The organism is Acinetobacter sp. LipI_19, assembly GCF_058242925.1.
Genome location: NZ_JBZAYK010000001.1, coordinates 941,129 through 960,227, shown reverse-complemented (window position 1 = coordinate 960,227; position 19,099 = coordinate 941,129). Strand labels below are relative to the sequence as shown.

The following is a 19,099-nucleotide window of genomic DNA, read 5'->3' as shown; positions in this document are numbered from 1 at the left end:
GCTAAATGCGCCAGGAAACAAAAATAATTAGAGTTGATCTTCAGGGTACTGGCCAGCGGAAATAATAAAACCGCCAATCTCTCTTTGTCCGTATAAAATGGGGACTGGATTGCCTTGGCCAACAGTGGTGACTGCACCACCAAAACCCTTATTGGCTTTATTGCCATCACTATTGGCATCATCTGTTTGGGCTTTTGGCATGAGCATTGAGGCAATACCACCGACCAATAAACCAATACCAGCTCCAATCACTGAAGGAGCCATAGCTTGTGTACCAGGGAAATACATCATCACCACACCAACAACAATCATTACAGCCCCAAGAATGGTATTGAGTAATCCACCATCACCACCTGCACCTTCAACAACAGGGACAATTCGAATCAATTCACTTGCAGTCTGCATATCCACTTCTTTTTCAGAAATTGTTTTACGCTTGTCTGTGAATACAGCAAAACGAAGTCCTTGCTTATGTGCATTCAGCATGAAATGCTCTAGACCTTTTATTTGTGCTGAAAGTAACCGCATCGCTTCTTTTACAGAATTAACTTCTAGCCGCCATTCTTTACCGAACCGCTCTCTAAGCACTCCGTGAAATCGAATTGTTTTGTACATCTTTATGCCTCAATATTTTAACTGTGCGTTCTACCCAATTTGGTCCATAGACAGTGCGTTCTGATTCACGGTTATATGGATGATGTAAAATCAATGTTGAGCCGATACATGGTTGAGCATTTTCAGATTTCAAGGTCGCTTGATCACCTAGCCAGAGAACAGCATGATTAGGATGCTCGGTACGTCCAACTTTGCAAATGATCATGTCACCATACTGCGGTTCGAAAACTTCATAGAAACCTGCTTTTTCATAATTATCTAAATACAAAGAAGTATGTTCTTTTGATTCCCACCACTTGTCATCGCGCTCAAAATCATCAAGCTTTATGCCAAGTTCACGTAAATAGAAATCACGAACCAACGCATAGCAATCTTGCCAACCATGGAAATAATGACGACCAATCAATGGCGCCTTATAGCCAGTTGGGTGAAACACCTGGATATCCGTATCAGGATAAGCACAGATAATCCAAGGTTTTCCGTGAAGCTCTATTTGATGTTTATCTAATGGTGAAGCAACGGCTGTACCATCAGGATGGCTATGTACATAGGCCTCAATTTCACCTTGATCTTCAATTTCAGCTAAGGCTTGATGATCAATTTCAAAATGATTTTTTGCATCTTTTGAAATATTAGGAAGCCGAATAAACTCACCATTCTGAACCACGCCACACATTTCATGTGGATAGGCCTCCATAGCAGCTGTGATAATTTGCATTTTCAATTTTGCTTTGATTTTCATGTGCTATCGCCCAAACATATTTGAGGATGGAAACCCACCAAAATTTGCTTCGTTATCTCGTAATCGACATGAACCAAATCGACCAACACATCTGTCCTGACTTGGATCATCTGTAGGCTCATCCTTGTCAGTAAAATATTTCATCCCGGTATATTTACAAGATTCTCCACGATAATCGCCACGCATTGCCCAATCACAATATCCAGTGATATTGCGGACAGGTATTTTTAAACCTTGGAAATCAATAGGATTTGAAAGCTCAAATGTCACTTGAGTGGAATTTTCAGAAGTTTTTTGTTCTATAAACCAATGCTGTATTTTCGATTCATTTGGATTGGCCGATGGATTGCCTTCAGCAAAGTTTTCAGAATCAAGATACTTGGCCAAGGTACGAATAACTTTTAGTTTTGCGCCTGCAAAATCTTTAAAGCGATAACAATATGCAGATACAGCGCCTTGGATACCATTAATGTAATTGGCCATGCTTAAAGTCGGTGATGAGGCTTTTCCATCACTGCGCATTTCCAAACCACTAACTTGTAACGCCATTGGCTCAAAAGTCTGACCATTAAAGATAATATTGCGATGCCATACTTTCTCATCACCAATATCAAATATCTTGCCAATCGAGTCGATATCTGCACCTATCAAGCCATCTGAACCAATAGAGCTATAAATCTTTTCCCAGTCTTCATATGAGATATGACCATGGAAACGTAAAACGCCAGCTCCCAAGTTGCTGGCGTCTAATTCAAATAATGTGATTAATCCATCTACATACAGCTTTTGAAAATCACTGTTGAGTGTCATTACCTGCACCTTTCAATTGATCAATTTCGGCTTTTAGTACACGAATAGCACCCACTAAATCAGCAATAATTGCACGATCATCAATGCCCCATAATTCATGTTCTGTAACAGGTCGAATAGCATATCGCGGATCAACTGAATATGCTTGTTGTGCCATAAATCCGCGCTTAGGTTCTGCAGCAATATCTTTTGATTGTGATGCTTCAAATTTATATTTATAGTTCCACAGCTCCAATTTGCTTAGCCGCTCAAGGCATTCAGTCTCATCAACTAAGTTTTCTTTATCTTTAATATTTTCATCTGAAGTAGTTAAAGCGATTGTGCCTGATGCAGTTGGAAAATAGACAATGACTTGATTTGCATTTTCATCGGGGCTACTCCTTCTTGCAAAATAGATAGATGAAGTACCTCCACCATCTGAACACTCTAGAGTATTCCAACGGCCAACAACACCTTGCTGGATACTTTTCACTTCATATCTTAAAGCAGGGTAATCACCACTGATTATCTGAGGAACCCAAGTATTGGTATTGTTCATTAAGGGTACTTTTGCACCAGATGTACCAATCAGTTTGTTTGCAGCATGTTCGGAATTGGTGAAGTTTTCATTCATCTTAGTGGCAAAAGAACGAAATGTATCACCACCTGCACCACTTGGTGCAGCACCTAAATTTCCAGTTTGAATAGTCATATTTTTCTCACTAAAAAGCCCCAGCTAGTGGGGCGTGAAGTTGATTAGATTTAAGGGTAAAAAACTTGGGTAAAGGTAGTTGAGATTTGCCACATGCCAGCGCCTAACGATACCAATTGATATTCACCAGCTTTGACACGCACTTCACCATCTAAAGGCGAATCCCACAGAAACGAATCTGCACCCTTATGATCATCAAAAAAGGCCTTAATTTCTCGAATTAAAGCCTCTTTACCATTTTTAGAGAATTGCCAGACACCTGACTTATTGTTAATCCCTACCGAGACATTTTGCTCATAACCATCACCAAATTTACTGGTTAATACTTTAAATGTATTGGATTGAGAATTACCTTCAAAGTTTTGGCAGTAGGTGAATTTACGGTTGCTCATCTTTTTCAATCTCTCTGATTGCATCTGCTATAGATTCAAGCGAAATAAGATTAGGAGGATTTGAGTTTGGGAATGTCAGTAACTCTCCCAAGTGGCAAGCAAAATATTCCTTTTGATTAGTACCCTTGTGTTCAGTTGCATACCAATAACCACGCCAAACTGGATCATAATGGGTCATTTCAACTAATTTCATAGAAAAAATACGTTTAGGTATTTCAGCCATTATTGACTTAGCACGATGAATACCTTCAACTTGATGAATGATCGAGTATGCACAAGAATGTTTTTGACTGGTTGCTAGTAGCCCACTCTTTCGCTTTTCCTTGGCTATTACGCTTCGTACCGCATTTCCAATTTCCTGACCGAGCTGTTGTTGATTACTGACAATTTTAGATTTCTTGCGGAATAACAACGCAAAACTCAAACCAAAAATGAAAGCAAATGTGAAGTTTTGAAGCTGATCGGATGTGATAACTTTTGAGCATGCTAAATAAACAAGAGCTATTAAGACAGCCAAAACCAAAGCAATATGATTATTTTTCATAAATTTTTTCCAAAGAAAAACCCACTTAAAAAGTGGGCTCTATATTTAAATTAATTACTTCGACAACAAACCGCCCTGCCGCTTCTCTTTCATAATCACTGCTCTTACTGCATTGCCAATCGCATCACCGAGTTGCTTTTGATTTTGAGTATTGCCACCTGAAGTATTCACGCCAGAGTCAGTGATATTGACTTGGATTGTGACGTCACCGCCACCACCGCCATTATTAATCATATTGGTAAGTGCTTTATTGTCTTGTGGATTCAAAACACGCTCACCCTTGCTTAATAACCATGTACCTTCTTCAGGCACGTTGGCGATACCATCGTGGGCCATACCAGTTAAAGCAACACCTTGGATTGCAGACATAAGATCATTGGTTTGAACAACAGTAGCTGCTGCCGCTGCCATTTTCTGCCAAATGGTAGTATTTGCTGGATCATTCCAAGCCGCCATCACAGCGCCTTTAGCATTCAGAATAGCACTTGATAGGACAAAGGCTTTCTGCATTGCAAACGCAACCTTATAACCTGTACTCTCCTTATCACCATAAGCATCAAACATTGAACCCATCATCCCAAACATTGCGCCATATCCTGCCAAGGATGCGGCTTGAGTTTGATCTTCAAGGTCTCGATGTTGTTGGTCATAGGTTTGTGCAAGTGCCAGTTTTGCATCCTGATATTCTTGCTCGATCTGAAGTAATTTATCCTTCTTCTCTTGCTCACTCAAAATGTCACTTTTGCTTATTGCTAAAGATCCAGTATTTAAATCATCACCAAGTTGAGAAAAACCATCCTGCTGCTGTCTATTTAAATCCCATTTCTGATAAGCGAGTGGACTTAAAGAAGATTGAGCAATTGCCTCAACCCCTTTATCTCTCATGGAGTAAAGAGGATTATTGATGTTGTCGAATGCAGCTTGACGAGTATCAATAATATCTTGAGTTGCTTGATGGTCAGCTTTTACTCGATCATCACCAGCTTTAATGTAGTTTTCTACATCTTCCTGATATTTTACCTCCTGAAGAGCTAAATGATCTTCCATCGCCTTTGGATCTTTAGCAAAAGTCTCTCGAATATTTTTAACCGCTTCAGAGTTCTTGTTTTCAAGTTTTTGCCAATCGTCATAGTACTCAATCAAAGCAGTTCTTTCTTCAGCAAGTTTTTCTTTATAACTGGCTAATTTCTCCAAACTCTTTTGCTCGTCAGAACCCTCAACAAAAGATATAGATCCACTAAATGCAGCCTTCCATGCTTCCTCTGCTGATTTACCAGAAGCAATCGCTTGTGTATAAAGCTCACGACTAGCCTTTAAGGCGTTTTGAGCTTCTTTAACGCTAATACTTGCTTTATTCCCAGCCTTACCATCGTAATAAGACTTACCAGTCACAGGGCTGGCAACAGAAGCAAATTCTTTCGCTAAATCTAGATTTGCAGCATAAAGATTATCACTCTTACTCTTAATGTAATCTTCAATACTTCCACGGTCTTTCTTGGCAGTAAGCAGATACTGCTGAACTATACGCTCTTGAACATTTGCATTAAATTTTTCAGCAACAGATACAATACCAGCATCAATAGCACCTTGAAGTGTAGAGGGTATATTTTGATATTTTCCAGCTGCGAATATAGAACCATTTTTTTGCAATGCTCTAATTTGCCCAACAGTCATATCAACTAGATTTAATTTTGATCCAACACTGTCGCCAGCTTTGCCTTTGTTGAACGAGTTGTAATTCCCTTCACCACGCGCAATTACTGAATCAATAGTCTTAGAACTGACAGTCTTTTCAAGCAACTCTTTGCGCTTTTTAAGCTCCTCATTGACTTTTTTCTCAGCCTCACTTCTGGCATCCGTTAAATCTGTCAGTTTCTTTTGTGATAATACCTGAGTGGCAAGAGTCGAGGTTGACAACACAGATAAGGCTGCGTTTTTACCTAATGGCGAATCCCTGCCAATTCCTTCAGCTTTTTCAGCCGCAAGAATCATTTCAGCTGTAGCAGTAGTATAGCCTTGAGATATGAGCTGATATTTTCGTAAGTTATCAGTAGTTGAATTCAAAGAATCATTAATGAATTTTTGAACTTCTTCACCTAAATTCTTAACTTTGGCTGCAGCACTAACTGCCTCTATACCAACTTTACCAACCCCTTCTGCACCAGTTTTAGCAGCTTTAGCATGATCAAGATGCTTATTTGATGCAATGCTAAGGATTTGGTTTTGCTTGTCAATCTCCTTTGTAGAGTCCTTTACAGTAACCCCTAATTTAGCAGCATATTCAATTACGGCAGGACTACCAATCTTTTGCTTTTCAAGTCTAGCAAACGCATTTTTAGCACTATCCCCACCAGCCCTTAACTCATCTAGATATTGTTGTAATGCTCTAGCTTGATCAGTGTTCCCCTGCCCATTCAAATCGCTTATATATCGTTCGAGGGATACAAACGATGTTCTAATTTTTTCGTTTTCAGCTTCAATTGCATCTGAGGCACCTAATGCCTTTAACTTCAACTGTTCAGCGTTAAGTTGACTATATTTAACTTTTAGCTCGTCAACTGTTAAACCTTGCTCTTCTAAAGCGCTCTGTGTGTCTTTGGATGAGTCTCTCATCAAAAGGAATCCTGCCGCCGCTGAAGCTGCCATAATCCCCAAGCCTGCTGGCCCACCTAAAACACCTTTTAGTACAACAAGTGTTCTGCTTGCACCTGTTGCACTTGCTTGCATACCAGCCAATGCAACTTGGTAGCGTACCGCTTCAGCACTGCTTTTTATAAATCCAATTGTAGTGGTTGCTAGTACTGGGATATAAGTACCAGCCATATAAGCACCACCAATCATCATTGTATTGGTGACTGTGTCCATGTTTTTAGACAGCAATGTCATTCCTGCGACAAATTTAGCTGATGCACCAGTTGCTGAATCAAACTCCCCGATCATTCGGATTGATTCATTTTTTATCAGATTAAATGATGAGGCTACAGTTGTAGCTGTTTTTGCATAATCCTCATCGACAGAATCTGCAACTTTTTTAAGCGCATTTACAACCAATTCAGTTGTCAGGACATTGTCTGCACCCATTTGCTTTAATTTATCAGAAGTTACACCCATCCCTTTTGCTATTGCATCTGTGAGACCAGGGGTTTGAGCCATGACAGAGTTTAAATCTTGGCCTCTTAAAACCCCTAATGATAAACCTTGTGAAAACTGAACCAATGATCGTTGCGCTTCATCAGCACTCGCACCAGACATCCCAACAGACTTGGTAACTGTTTCAGTAATTCGAGCCACTTCTTTTTGAGATAAACCCAAACGATCTGAGATTTTTTGAAATTTAGTATAAACATCCACAACACTAGCCCAATCAGATGCACTACCTTGTGCTATTTGATGGGTATCGCTCATTGCGCGGCTAAGCTCAGTCTGTGTCGTGGTGACGAGCTTTAATTTATTAACCATGCCAGTATAACTGTCAGCATAATTTACAACCTGAGAAACCGTAAATGTTGCAGCAGCTGTAGTGGCTAGTTGCTTAAGCATTGAATTAACAGCCTGAGTGCTAGATTCAATTCGCCCCATTTCACGACTTGCTGAATTTGATGCATCTCGCATACCTTGAGTAAACCTACCTGTGCGGCATATTAAATCAAGTGTTAATGATCCTAGTTTTGTAGCCATTTACTTTTCCTCAGGCAATAAAAAACCACCTTTCAGTGGTTTTGGTTTATTTAAAATTAAATGGTATTAATATTTAAGCTTTAGCATCACTTGATCTACATTTATCAACTTTAGGCAAATTGATTCTTTGTCAGCAACTTTTCTATTAATCCATTGATTATCAAACTTTAATTCTTTAAATGTTTTTTTTGAGAGTAGCTCACCAGTTGCATTTATAGTGTTTTGAAGAGTGGTTGCATATGCAATTTTATCCAACTTTATTAATGATGAATCTGAGCACGTTATTTTCTCATAATTTGTTTTTGGCGTTTTGCAGTTAGTTGGGGATTTTAATTTCCAAGCAGAATCATCATAAAAATAATCCCAATCCTTCGAACTATCCTTAGCTATTGTTTTGTCTAAAATTAAATTTTTATCAGCTTCTTTTAATAATGGCAAACACTCATTATCAAACGCAAAGGCAGTGCCACTTAACCCCACCAACAAACCTAAAAGAAGAATCTTTTTCATATCAAATCACTCACATTTTTAATAGCTAGTTTAACACCATATTGACCCTCATCAATATCATCATCCCAACCACCATCAATAACAGCATTTACAGTTTTATTTATTCTTTTTCCTGCTATTTTTTGCGCATCACCACGAGATAAGTAGCCAACCAATAATCCATTTATTTCCACCTTCACAGCGTTCTTATCAAATTTATTGGTAGGTTCGGATGTTATTCTTGCCGTACATTCATGAAATTTTGATATTTCTTCTTTTTGTCCAGCAATATTTTTTAAATTTTGCTGATAAGACCCTTCACCCACGATGTTAAAATTATAGGTTGTTGTTGATTTTGATTTCGGGCTATTAATCCTGTTAATAACATTATCAGGCAGACGACTACCTGAGAATGCATCATCACCATCTATTTTTGTAATGTCAGTAATACGAGAAGTGTCAAATTTGATTGGTTTAACTTTAGCTCCATTAAAGCCAATAAAAATCAAAACTGCTATAATAAAAACCACAAGAATTATTACCCACATACCCCACCCTAAATTATAAATTTAGACCAAGATACTAATAATTAGATCAAAAAGAAACCTCCCGAAGGAGGTTTGTGTTCTTAATGATGATATACCTAGTTCATCTCATTGCTTCAAAAATACCATATCTTAAATGATTGAAATTCAGAACATCATAATTATTCTTTTCCGCATAGCCACTTAAAACAAGGTCATCAGTAAGCAGCACATACCCATCCTTAAGCGTTTCTAAAAGCCCTACATCGCTTAAGCCATATTTAAAGTATCCGTCATTATTGGATACATCCAAGGCGGTAGTGTGAACTTCGATGAATTTGTTTTCGCTGAAAACTTGTTTTAACACATAGAAAATTCGCATCTCCATATCACCGTAAAGACCTCTACTCGCTAAATTGCTTGTTTCAGCTAAGATATGAGGACTTGCCACAATATGCTTACAAGAGTCAAGAATTCCCACTAATAGGTGAAAATCCTCTACTGAATATGCGCTTAATTTCTTATGTGACGCAATGGATTCTATGTTGGTTAAACCAACAATCAATAAAATCAAGATATTAGTGTCAATTAAGACACCATTCTGTTGCATCTTCCTGATTAGTTTATCCATTATTGCGAATCTTAATAGACTCCACTTCACCAGAACTCTTATCTATAGTAACTACTTTGTACTCTCTATTATTTGCATTTATAGCAGAAGCAATTGCCATCAACCCAACAGGACCTTGACCATTAGGCTCTTTATAGTAACTAAGGGTGATAATCCATTTATCATAATCATCAAGTTCAATCTCTTCTAATCTTATGTCAATTGGATTTTCATCTTCAAATATATCTCGGAGAAATAATTTAGCTAGTTTTATTGATTCTTTTGCTTCCATGACTTCTTTCTGAAAAATTGAATTGAATATATTTAACATTAAATGCATTACTTTTTCAAAAAACATTTCATTCTCCTAGCAAAAATTCACTATTTAAGGAAATTCATCTTGATAAATTTCCTTAAGGGTTTTTAACAAATCACTCTTCACAAAGGCTTTCCATGTAATCCTCAAGCGTGACTTCATCTTTTTGCATTTTGCTCTCTTCATGAGGCATATAGTTAAACGCATCAATCAAGTGCCTGTATTGTTCTGCAGTATTATTTCTTGCATGAAAAGCCATAATGTTACCAGCCGCTTGTTCTATCCTACGACCAAAAAAAAGAGATCCATATTTTTTACGATAGGATCTCCATAACATCAACTCAGGATTTGAGATATTGGCTTTGGCTTCTGCTATTGTTCTTCCGCCAATTCCGTTGATGACAAGCTCACACCAGAATTCTTCTCCTTGGTTGAGATCCAATTCTTTCCCGAGAAGTTCACCACCGAATCAGCTGCTTCATACAAAGCATCAATCACTTCTGTTGAAACTAAACCTGTATCAGTAATTTTAGGGAAAAATTTAGTTTTTTCATCTTCATAAATGATTTGGTGAAGTAAAGCTTTGCGGTACTGATCAACAGTAAGACCTGTGTTATTTTTTACCTTCCACACATCAGTGGCTGAGGCTACTTCATCATGTGTGAGGATTTTTACAAGCACCTCACCCGTAAACTCTTTACCTTCTAAGTCAAGAAACTTAATAGTTTTCTCAACGAAAGTACCAATACCAACAGCCTTTTGTGTCGCTTGTAATGTCAACTTAGCCATTATGGTGTCACCTCACGACGAGTCATAGTCACTTTAGAAGTACGAACAATGGTGAAGTCATAGTTAATGACTGCATCAACTTCAATATCATTTGGTGCGGTATCATTCATATAACCTTTAAATGACCACCAGTTACGATCTTCAGGAAGATCAATTCCACTGCCAACCGTATAAGTTGGTGGTGTTTTTGAATGGCTTGAACCCACATACCAGTCTTTAACTTCACCCGATTCCGCAATTTTCAATAATTCGATGTGACTTGCATTTTCATCATCTAAATTGATACCAATGCCTGCTTCACCTGGATCACGAATCCCACGGACATATTGCTTACTTTCTGCATCAAGACAAGTGATATCAATTTTACCAAAAGAGTCTTGACCAAATTTAAAGTTTTTAGGGCAGACAAAACGAACAATCGCCCCGTTGACTACAGTGAATACTTGCGTACCCTGCGTTTTAGTTTCTGCCATGAGTAGATCTCCTCAATTTTTGGCATAAAAAAACCTCCGATTAAGGAGGTGTTGGTTTGTAAAATTATTTATTCAAATAAACATGGTTGGATTTGACGATCTACATTGGCAATTGCTGTTTGTAAGCAATCTCTTTGTTTTTTCCAAACTGATAGACCTTTACCACATGCACTTGCAATATCCTTTTCACATTCAAGTTTTGCATTGAGTGCTTCACGTTGTTGAATAAGTGAAAAATAATCTGTTTGCAATAAGGTTCTTGCTTCAAAAAATGCTTTAACTAGCGACTTTTTAAAATCAATCACTTTTGGGCTATTCCGCATTAAAGTCATTAAGAAATACGATTGTTGTTCATTTAATATGGCATATCTTGTGTGGCGACCTCTTGTTGAATCTCGATCTGAATTCGCCATTTCAAATGCGGAATTCAAAGACTCGAATTTAACTCGACCAAATTCTTGAATATCGGGCAAATATGTTCGAACAAGTTGAATCACAGCTTTATGTGTTAATCCTAACCCGACAGCTATTTGCAGAGTTGTTGTAGTTGGCTCGCCTTTTTGAACATCCACCAGTTTAATTACTGGATTGAATTTAGCATTCATAGAAAACTCCTTTGAGTTGTATTGAGCCTAAATACAGAATGCAAATTGAATATTTAGGCATTAAAAAACCCTGATCTAATTAAAGGTCAGGGTTGGTTAAGCTTTGTTGTGTGTTTTAGCGATCAAACCACCAATTCGCATCAAATCCACGGCCGAAAACATTTATGTCGCCGATGCGCTCAATATGGTTTGGATGTAAGTTTGTGATAGTGCAAAGTGGGTCTAGGACTGCACTGATTGCTTTTCTGATATTGGAGGCTCTAGTTGCCTGTGTGTCGTAAACAACCAATTGATAGGTCAAATGATCAATTTGTGGAGGGCAATCAAGGTTATGACTTGGCTCACCGCCAATTGTTGACCACACTACATATGGAAATGGTGTTTTATCAGGCGCAATATCTTCATAAATTCGATTGCCAACCAGCGCAACGACCTCAGATGACGCTTGTAGTGTTTTGAAGATTGGTAAAATGTTCATGTAGGACTCGCTAAAGCTTTGTCAATTTCGTCATTCAACATTTGAACAAACTTATCTGTGACTGGCTGGATATTGTTGGCAAGTGCTGGGCGCATGAACGGTACGGCTGGTGTGGTTGCTGCGCCAAACTCCAAATAACGCCAGTAAGTAGTATTGCCACCTGACAAAGAGGATAAAGCAGCCGCATCAGAATGTTGATTCATTGCTGCACCACCTCTCACACCTACTCGGATTTTAATGTCACTGAAATTTCTTGTTTTCCCACCTTGCACAGAAATGTTTTTCCAAATTTTCTCGCGTGTTTCTGGATCATCAATCAACTTGGCATTATTTCGAGCTGCATCTCGAACAATATTCGCAGCTTGTCTTAATGCCTTGCGAACCATTGATTTAACTTTGCGCGGATTATTGAGGCGTTCAAGTTTGGATTGAAGTTGATCTAGTCCTTGGATATCAAATTGAATATCTGCCATATCTACCCCAATAATTTAAGCTCAAAGGTCACATAAATTTCAGCGTTTTCATTGTCAGGTTTTGGCGGTGAAACGATCTGAAAAGTCTGACCTTTCCAGAACACACGCATTTCTGTTGTGATATCAGTCCGTTTGCGAATCTTTAAGCGTGCATTGGTTTCTGATCCTGCCGCTTTGGCAGTTAAGGTATCTTTTACAGATAAGAACTCAACTTTAGACCACAGCTTTTTGTATTCTGACCAAATCGGCTCAAGTTCATTGTTATATTCATCGGTTTGCGTAATTTTGTGTTGGATGGTTACTCGGTGGAGTAGCTCGCCTGCAGGAATACCCATAAATCACCCCATATTCACAAATCGATGTCTACGCCAAAGCCACTCTGTAGCAAATGGCAAGTTTTGCAAATTACCAGTGGTTTCCTTGTTCCGATACCAGTGACCAATTAATAATTTGGCACCTTGAATAATTGCATCGCTGATATGAATACCATTTTTAATATCTTCGGGAATTGCTGCATTTTCAGGGTAGAGCTTGCGATTGGTTGACTCTTCAAATGCGATAAATGAGGCATCAATCAACGCTTCAATATCAGAATCTTCATCATCATGATCAACTTTCAGGTGTAGTTTTACCTGTTCCAGCGTTAGAAACTGATTCATTCTGTTTTCCTTTCGCCTTAAATGTTGCAACTTTTATTTGATTTACAGCAACTTCCGCAATGCGATCAGATACATCTTGATCACCTTTTTCAATTTCTACGACCTTATTTCCATTTTCAATGGCAATCTTAAAGGCCTGTTTTACAGTGATAATTGGCATGTTTACTCCAAAAAATATGCCTCACACAAAGTAAGGCATATTTTAATAGTCAAATTTAAGCAGATAGCGTTAGTGCTTTGATTGCATTGCTATCTGTAAGCATGCCACCAGTACGTTTTGTGGTATAGAAACCAACATATGGTTTATTGGTGTACGGGTCACGTAATACACGAGTTCCCATGCGATCGACAATCAAATAACCACGTTTAAAGTTACCAAATAAAATAGCATTAGCATCCGCTTCAGCTTCAGGCATATCTTCATTTTCTTCAATGCCATAACCAAGCAATGTTGATGGTTGGCCCAACTGCAAGCCCGGTTGCCATAAGTAATTCCCTTCAGAATCTTTAAACTTACGTACTTTTGCTTGAGTAAGATTTGTCATCATGAACAAAGCGCCATTTCGATAGCCTTTTTTCAATGAGTAGATCAAATCAATAAGATTGTCACCGTTGAAATTGCCAGCTTGACCTGAAAGGATCTGTTGAAGCGAACCAAACGCACGAACTTTATCCGTCTCATTGGTCAACGTATTGGCTAAAATACCCTTTGGTTTTTTTGAACCATCACCAAGCAAGAATGCGTGACCTTCTTTTTCAGCGAATTCCTGCGCAACTTCTGTCGAAATCCAGTTTTCAACATTAAAGAACACATCATCTAATGATGTTTGTGTTGCTTGAGGGTTTGCATAGATTTCCCCCATTGTGGCCTGAAGTTGTGCAAGTGTTGGAGTTCCAGTTGCAGGGCGTGGATCTGTTTCACCCACCCATCCCGAACCAGCACCACCAAGATTGACCAATTTTTTATAATCAGGTGATCCAACAGTAATTTGCGAACAAACGCTGCGCATTGGGCTTTCATCTTTCAAAAGTTCCAATAATGTGCGGTCTAGTTCTTCTGGTACCGCAAAGCCACCATCAGGATTACTAGTGGTTTGAACAGCTTTACGCTCTAAATCCGCAAGACCATCATCAACACCTTTACGAAGGAATTGATAAAATGCAGTTTTATGCTCGTCAACACCTTCATCACTAGTCACACCTGGGCGTTTTGCCGCTTTAAGCTCTTTTTCAAGTTCAGTTTTAAGCTTGTCGATATCACCTAATTTTTCATTAAGCTTTTCAACTTGTTCACTTAATTTACCCTTTTCAGATTTGATTGCTTCAAGCTCTTTATCATTGGTGGTTTTGAAGTCATCAAACGCACCCTTTAGATCTTTTGCAACTTCTTCAATATCTTTCTTTTCAATAGCCATGATTTATTTACCTGCTGTAAAAATGGATTTTAAGTCTTTGAGTGATTGAAGCGCGTCATCAGTTTGCTCAGTATTTCGCTGTGCACTAATCGCTCCATAACCTTTAGCCATGAAGGCTTTGGCTTGTTGAAGTGTGAAACCAGCATCTCGCAATGCTCGCTCTACTTCCATTTCAGATGGGGTTTCCCCTCGATCCAACGCTGATTTCACATCTGAAACTCGCGCTTCATCATTTGCAGGAAAAGTCACAAGTGATACTTCCCACAAATCAATGTCTGTTAGCTTGTAAACGCCAAGCTGTTTGTCGTATTCGTAATCCCGAAGAATAAAACCAATGGATAAGCCACCTATTGATTTTGCTTTCAAATGACCATGTGCACGTTTTGCCAGTGGATCATCGTCAATAAGCAAACGGCCTTTTACATAAAGGCCGTTTTCATCTTCTTTCATTTCCAGATATGGTCCCAAGGGCTCATCTGATTTGTGCTGCCACAACATGGCAGGCAAACGACCCTTTTGAGACCATTCATTTAGTGTTCGCTTGAATGCGCCTGGCATAACAACATCACCATAGCTATCCTCAACACCAAATACCGAACCGTAGCCCTCAAACTCACCTGTGGCTGATACAGATTTGATTTCAAAAGGCACATTAAGATGCTTTTTTTGCATCACTATCATCCTCAGGTTTAGTTGTCATATTCATTGGGGTTAAGTAAATATCCCCACCTTCACGTGGATTCATATCTTCAAGCTCTCGGCAATCATTAGGACTTAACCATCCCCATTGAATACCTTTGCCGTAAGATTCATAACGTGTCTTTAAATCACCACGTAAAAGCGCACCAGCATTGAATTTGGCATAATGATTTTTGCGATCTTTTTCATTGAGCAATCCAACTCTGATTCTTGATTCAATACGAGTCATATAGGGAACTAGTGAGTAATTCACAAAGCTCATCCCCATATGTTCAATATTGTTTAAAGTCATCTTGTCCATTGCGGCCACTAAATGAGGTGGCACTCGGAACAATCCACAGATTTCACTTTTTTGATATTCACGTGTTTCTAAGAATTGGGAATCCTCAAGATTTAAGGCGGTAGGTTTCCATTTCAAACCCTGTTCAAGAATCATGGGCCTGTATGTATTCGCCAATCCTGTGTGATTTTCTTCAAATTCAGTTTTAAGGCGGCTGAAAGCAACATCAGTTAAAGATTCTTCAGTTTCCAAAACACCTGAAGTAACAGCACCATTCTTAAATAATTGAGAACCATGCTCTTCTGTATCCAACCCAAGACCAATACATTTACGCGCATATGCCACAGGATTAAGACCAGTCAAGCCATCTAGGGTGAATAAACGGACATGCCAAATTTCATTTTGGCTTAGTGTTTTGATACCACCATTCTTAAAATTAACCTGATACTCAACAGTCCAATCGTCTTTTAACTTTGGTGTCACTGAACTCGGATCAAGAGGAAGTAATTCAACAACTTCACCAAATGCATAAACCTTGTAGGCGTAGAAGTTACCCCTTAAGCACAAGCAAACCATAAGTAATTCCCAAAACTCTTGAGCTGTCATATAGTCATTAGGTGCGAGGCTTAAAAGCTCATAAATTTTATGATTTACAGCTGGATGCTTGTACTTACCTTCCTGTTTATACAATCTGCATGGCAACATGCCCATTGATTCTGAAAGCACTCGGACACATGAAAATACAATCGCAAGTTGCATGGCTCTCAATGGCGTAACAGGCTGTCCTGTACCTGTGACAAATTCAGCACCAAAAATACGTGCCAATTCATCAGGTCCAGAAATAACAAGGGGAGTAGACTTGAATCCAAGCCACTCCCCTATTTTTGATTTTATGCTCATTAGAGTCTTCTAACCCCGTGTTTTTCAATGTGACTCGATAGATCGTCCTCTGCAGGATTGCCAATCAGTGTGAGTATTCGATTAATCCCCATAAGCAAACACACAGCTCCATCAATCTTGAAGATGTTTTTCTGTTTACGGGGATAATCATTGTTGTTTGCATCTGGTTTACTGATTACATTGCCAACCATCCAAGACAGAATAGGATTTCCGTCATGATGGAATCGACCTGAAGCAATCGCAGCAACAAGTTCTTTCATAGGTGGTGAAAAGTTTTTAGTGTTCTTTGCTACTTCAACAGCTTCAAGACCACTATCATTAATCTGTTTAGCAATTAAACGTGCACCCCAGTTGTCATAAGGTACCTCAACAACAGAAAGGCTTTTCGAATCAGAGATTAAATCCGAAGCTACCAAATCCAAATCTGTTTCAGCACCTTCATGAACATCTAAAAGCCCCATGTTGTCCCATTTCTGGTACCGATCTAAAAGTGCTTTTTCATCACCTTCAAATACCGTTTCATGTGGCAAGTAGAAGTTTGGTGAAATACAATAGTAATGCACCTTTCCATCTATGATTCGCCAAAACAAATTGATTCGCGCACAGATATCGATCTTTGATGCCAAATCTAATGGCATCACACATTTATCTTCTGCAAAATCACTAAGCTTTAAGGTTTTATCTGCACAAGAATTCCACTTTTCCATATTGAAGTACTGCTCTCGAGCAGAAACCCAAATGTTTAAATGCTTTGTCTTGAAAGTGTTTTGACGCGACGGATTATTTATTGCCTTTCGTTGCTGTGATTCAAGGTAATCGCCATAAACAGAAACATCATAATTAGGATTGGCTTTGGCTAATACTTTAGGATCTGTCCACTCATCACCATCGTCAATAGTCCAGATATATCCAAACAGCTCATCATCTGGCACTGTACCAAGCAACATGTCTTGAATACGTAAACGCAAGTCGTGACAAGGACCATCAATATTGAAACCTGATGTTGTAATAACAAACATCAATGGCTGACGACGCGCCCCCATACCTGTTTGCATTGTGTCGTACTGTGCATTTGTTTGATGCTCGTGATATTCATCAATAATTGCACAATGCGGTGACTGTCCATCAGGCGGATCGCCTACAATAGTTTCAAATAATGAGCCATCTTCAGGTATTTCAAGACTGCCAGCATTTATCTGTATTCCAGCTGCCTCAACAAAATCAGGTGAACGCACTGCCATTAATCGAGCTGGTTTAAATACTTCCCATGCTTGTTTTTCGGTGGTCGCACCAGCGTAAACCTCGCTGCCCGATTCACCATCATTAGCAAACATATTGAGAGCAACACCAGCTGCAATTGCTGACTTACCATTTTTACGAGGAATTTCCCAATAAGACTCCCTGAATCGACGGTACCCATCCTTTTTACGAACCCAGCCGAAAGTACAAGCAATTCCAAATTTCTGCCAAGGCTCTAGTCTTAGCTTCATTCTTTTCATTGCCCACTCACCTTTTGTGTGGGGCAACAATTCAATGAAAGCTATCTTTTTTTCAGCTAATTTAGGGTCAAATTTATATAAAAAATCTTTATTTTTGCTATTTTTTAAGTCATTTAAGTGGCGTTCACAGGCTAATTTAACCCATTTACATGCAGGGATTTTATTTAAAACGACTTGCTTAGCCCACTTATTTGCAATGTCAACATTCGGGAAAGCTGTCATTTAATGGCCTCACTACATGTTCATTACCTCTGCGAATGGGTTGTTCTTAGGCTTTCCACCACCACCCAATAAGCGTGTACGTGATGCAGGATCTAGACCTAACATTGAGCCAAATTGAGCGATTTGCTTTGATGCTTCATTGACAGCAGTTAAAGCTGGATTCTTAACTCTTCCTGATTCTGTTTGTAAAGTAATTCCATATAAAACAACTTCATGCTGAGCTTCACGTAAATTGTGATAAGCCATGCAAAACATTTCTACATTGTGCATATCTGTAAGTTTTAATATTTTTCTTTTTAGCAATTCTGGAATAATTGACTTCCACATTGTGACCGCTTGATCCATGTGCTCTAAGTGAAAAGGCACATCAATATCAAAAACATCATCAAAATCAGTATCGCCAGTTGCTTTGACTTTTGGCTTACGCCCTGCACCAGCTACCGCATTTCGCCCGCCCATGTCAAGACCCTCAATTTTTAATTTCGCTCACGTAAAAATGTGGTTAAGGGGGCGGTCATTTCGGCAAAAGCTTTAAACTTTTCACCTCCCCCCTCCCTTATTTGAGAATAATTCTCATTCATTTGCAGTTTTGATTTTATGGCATGAATCACACAGCGATTGAAGGTTATCAATTGAATCTGTGCCACCTTTGGCCTTATTCAATATGTGATCGACATCTGTAGCCTCAGCCAAACGTCCATCCTTTCCACACTGCACACACAGATAATTGTCACGCTTAAGTACAACTTCACGCAACTTACGCCAAGCATGACCATAGCCACGTTCTGTGGTTGATCCTGTTCGCTCAGGTCGTTTGTTCCAATTGCTGCGTTTAGATGCATGATCATCGCAATATCCTTTCTGACTGCGTGACTTAACAAGGTTGGGACAACCCCATTCACGGCATGGTCTGCTCATGGTTTGGCGCCTAATTCAATTGTGATTTCACAGCGACCTTCATAGCTATTGCCTATTGAACTAAGATTACTGGTTATAAAAGTTCTATGTTTATATTCAGCATCACCAATATCGTGTTGCCTTAACACATACTCTAAGATTGCCTGCTTTGTTTCAGCATCACTTAGATGTGCATTGATTTGCTTTTGATGTATCTCTTTAACATGAATAGCCATAGTCACCCATCCAAATACCCTGAACTCTCGCTCTCACCTTCCAAATCCAAATGCTCAAGCAAG

27 protein-coding genes and 1 pseudogene are annotated in these 19,099 nt (G+C 39.0%); all 28 read right to left on the bottom strand.

Translation table 11 applies throughout. The features are described 5' to 3' along the window. Positions 1-27 precede the first annotated feature (27 nt). The 28 genes and pseudogenes from AC4CVF_RS04720 to AC4CVF_RS04585 all read right to left on the bottom strand — a co-directional run bounded on the left by AC4CVF_RS04720 (position 28) and on the right by AC4CVF_RS04585 (position 19,036). Entirely contained in the window at positions 28-615 is a 588-nt protein-coding gene (locus AC4CVF_RS04720) for a tail assembly protein (protein WP_490789022.1), read from the bottom strand. Further along, the gene (locus AC4CVF_RS04715; RefSeq protein WP_490789021.1) at positions 581-1,357 is read right to left on the bottom strand and encodes a C40 family peptidase; all 777 of its coding nucleotides are present in this window, start codon (positions 1,355-1,357) and stop codon (positions 581-583) included. The genes AC4CVF_RS04720 and AC4CVF_RS04715 overlap by 35 nt, the downstream gene beginning before the upstream one ends. Before the next feature lie 3 nt (positions 1,358-1,360). Continuing rightward, positions 1,361-2,167: a phage minor tail protein L gene (locus AC4CVF_RS04710; protein WP_490789020.1), complete on the bottom strand. Its 807-nt coding sequence runs from the start codon at positions 2,165-2,167 to the stop codon at positions 1,361-1,363. Continuing rightward, positions 2,151-2,705, bottom strand: coding sequence for a tail fiber domain-containing protein (locus AC4CVF_RS04705; protein WP_490789911.1), 555 nt, complete (start codon positions 2,703-2,705; stop codon positions 2,151-2,153). The genes AC4CVF_RS04710 and AC4CVF_RS04705 overlap by 17 nt, the downstream gene beginning before the upstream one ends. Positions 2,706-2,711: 6 nt before the next feature. Beyond that, positions 2,712-2,858 (bottom strand): annotated as a pseudogene (locus tag AC4CVF_RS04700) (phage tail fiber protein); the annotation flags it as partial. 50 nt (positions 2,859-2,908) lie between these two features. After that, positions 2,909-3,250 carry a phage tail protein gene (locus AC4CVF_RS04695; RefSeq protein ID WP_490789019.1) on the bottom strand — a complete coding sequence of 114 codons (342 nt, stop codon included), beginning with the start codon at positions 3,248-3,250 and terminating at the stop codon, positions 2,909-2,911. Beyond that, the gene (locus tag AC4CVF_RS04690) at positions 3,237-3,794 is read right to left on the bottom strand and encodes a hypothetical protein (protein WP_490789018.1); all 558 of its coding nucleotides are present in this window, start codon (positions 3,792-3,794) and stop codon (positions 3,237-3,239) included. Before AC4CVF_RS04690 ends, AC4CVF_RS04695 begins: the two co-directional genes overlap by 14 nt. A gap of 54 nt (positions 3,795-3,848) precedes the next feature. Continuing rightward, positions 3,849-7,472 carry a tape measure protein gene (locus tag AC4CVF_RS04685; protein ID WP_490789017.1) on the bottom strand — a complete coding sequence of 1,208 codons (3,624 nt, stop codon included), beginning with the start codon at positions 7,470-7,472 and terminating at the stop codon, positions 3,849-3,851. 66 nt (positions 7,473-7,538) lie between these two features. Beyond that, entirely contained in the window at positions 7,539-7,982 is a 444-nt protein-coding gene (locus AC4CVF_RS04680) for a hypothetical protein (RefSeq protein ID WP_419327922.1), read from the bottom strand. Next, positions 7,979-8,509: a hypothetical protein gene (locus AC4CVF_RS04675; protein WP_419327921.1), complete on the bottom strand. Its 531-nt coding sequence runs from the start codon at positions 8,507-8,509 to the stop codon at positions 7,979-7,981. Before AC4CVF_RS04675 ends, AC4CVF_RS04680 begins: the two co-directional genes overlap by 4 nt. Positions 8,510-8,609: 100 nt before the next feature. Next, complete coding sequence (locus AC4CVF_RS04670) at positions 8,610-9,116, bottom strand: PIN domain-containing protein (RefSeq protein WP_490789016.1); 507 nt, start codon at positions 9,114-9,116, stop codon at positions 8,610-8,612. Beyond that, a complete protein-coding gene (locus AC4CVF_RS04665; protein ID WP_490789015.1) occupies positions 9,109-9,453 on the bottom strand; it encodes a PH domain-containing protein in 345 nt (114 codons plus the stop codon). Before AC4CVF_RS04665 ends, AC4CVF_RS04670 begins: the two co-directional genes overlap by 8 nt. Positions 9,454-9,526: 73 nt before the next feature. Continuing rightward, positions 9,527-9,670 (bottom strand): hypothetical protein, encoded by a 144-nt coding sequence (locus AC4CVF_RS04660; protein WP_490789014.1) that lies wholly within the window; start codon positions 9,668-9,670, stop codon positions 9,527-9,529. A 113-nt stretch (positions 9,671-9,783) separates the two neighbouring features. Continuing rightward, positions 9,784-10,200 (bottom strand): hypothetical protein, encoded by a 417-nt coding sequence (locus AC4CVF_RS04655; protein WP_490789013.1) that lies wholly within the window; start codon positions 10,198-10,200, stop codon positions 9,784-9,786. Continuing rightward, a complete protein-coding gene (locus AC4CVF_RS04650) occupies positions 10,200-10,673 on the bottom strand; it encodes a phage tail tube protein (RefSeq protein WP_490789012.1) in 474 nt (157 codons plus the stop codon). The genes AC4CVF_RS04655 and AC4CVF_RS04650 overlap by 1 nt, the downstream gene beginning before the upstream one ends. A 68-nt stretch (positions 10,674-10,741) precedes the next feature. Further along, a complete protein-coding gene (locus AC4CVF_RS04645; protein WP_490789011.1) occupies positions 10,742-11,278 on the bottom strand; it encodes a Rha family transcriptional regulator in 537 nt (178 codons plus the stop codon). A gap of 115 nt (positions 11,279-11,393) precedes the next feature. After that, positions 11,394-11,756, bottom strand: a complete 363-nt coding sequence (locus AC4CVF_RS04640; protein ID WP_490789010.1) for a DUF3168 domain-containing protein — start codon at positions 11,754-11,756, stop codon at positions 11,394-11,396. Next, positions 11,753-12,229 carry an HK97-gp10 family putative phage morphogenesis protein gene (locus AC4CVF_RS04635; RefSeq protein WP_234622634.1) on the bottom strand — a complete coding sequence of 159 codons (477 nt, stop codon included), beginning with the start codon at positions 12,227-12,229 and terminating at the stop codon, positions 11,753-11,755. The genes AC4CVF_RS04640 and AC4CVF_RS04635 overlap by 4 nt, the downstream gene beginning before the upstream one ends. A gap of 2 nt (positions 12,230-12,231) precedes the next feature. Further along, positions 12,232-12,564 (bottom strand): phage head closure protein, encoded by a 333-nt coding sequence (locus AC4CVF_RS04630; RefSeq protein WP_490789009.1) that lies wholly within the window; start codon positions 12,562-12,564, stop codon positions 12,232-12,234. Positions 12,565-12,567: 3 nt separating this feature from the next. Then, positions 12,568-12,888 carry a head-tail connector protein gene (locus AC4CVF_RS04625; protein ID WP_490789008.1) on the bottom strand — a complete coding sequence of 107 codons (321 nt, stop codon included), beginning with the start codon at positions 12,886-12,888 and terminating at the stop codon, positions 12,568-12,570. Next, positions 12,839-13,048 (bottom strand): hypothetical protein, encoded by a 210-nt coding sequence (locus tag AC4CVF_RS04620; protein WP_333666027.1) that lies wholly within the window; start codon positions 13,046-13,048, stop codon positions 12,839-12,841. The genes AC4CVF_RS04625 and AC4CVF_RS04620 overlap by 50 nt, the downstream gene beginning before the upstream one ends. Before the next feature lie 55 nt (positions 13,049-13,103). After that, positions 13,104-14,303 (bottom strand): phage major capsid protein, encoded by a 1,200-nt coding sequence (locus AC4CVF_RS04615; protein WP_490789007.1) that lies wholly within the window; start codon positions 14,301-14,303, stop codon positions 13,104-13,106. Between the two features lie 3 nt (positions 14,304-14,306). Beyond that, positions 14,307-14,975: an HK97 family phage prohead protease gene (locus AC4CVF_RS04610; RefSeq protein ID WP_490789006.1), complete on the bottom strand. Its 669-nt coding sequence runs from the start codon at positions 14,973-14,975 to the stop codon at positions 14,307-14,309. Continuing rightward, complete coding sequence (locus tag AC4CVF_RS04605) at positions 14,956-16,182, bottom strand: phage portal protein (RefSeq protein ID WP_490789005.1); 1,227 nt, start codon at positions 16,180-16,182, stop codon at positions 14,956-14,958. The genes AC4CVF_RS04610 and AC4CVF_RS04605 overlap by 20 nt, the downstream gene beginning before the upstream one ends. Continuing rightward, the gene (locus AC4CVF_RS04600) at positions 16,182-17,903 is read right to left on the bottom strand and encodes a terminase large subunit (protein WP_490789004.1); all 1,722 of its coding nucleotides are present in this window, start codon (positions 17,901-17,903) and stop codon (positions 16,182-16,184) included. Before AC4CVF_RS04600 ends, AC4CVF_RS04605 begins: the two co-directional genes overlap by 1 nt. A gap of 12 nt (positions 17,904-17,915) precedes the next feature. Next, complete coding sequence (locus AC4CVF_RS04595; protein ID WP_490789003.1) at positions 17,916-18,362, bottom strand: phage terminase small subunit P27 family; 447 nt, start codon at positions 18,360-18,362, stop codon at positions 17,916-17,918. Between the two features lie 114 nt (positions 18,363-18,476). Next, on the bottom strand, positions 18,477-18,821 hold the full coding sequence (locus AC4CVF_RS04590) for an HNH endonuclease (RefSeq protein ID WP_419361569.1): 345 nt from the start codon (positions 18,819-18,821) through the stop codon (positions 18,477-18,479). Beyond that, positions 18,818-19,036 carry a hypothetical protein gene (locus AC4CVF_RS04585; RefSeq protein ID WP_490789002.1) on the bottom strand — a complete coding sequence of 73 codons (219 nt, stop codon included), beginning with the start codon at positions 19,034-19,036 and terminating at the stop codon, positions 18,818-18,820. Before AC4CVF_RS04585 ends, AC4CVF_RS04590 begins: the two co-directional genes overlap by 4 nt. Positions 19,037-19,099: the final 63 nt, after the last annotated feature.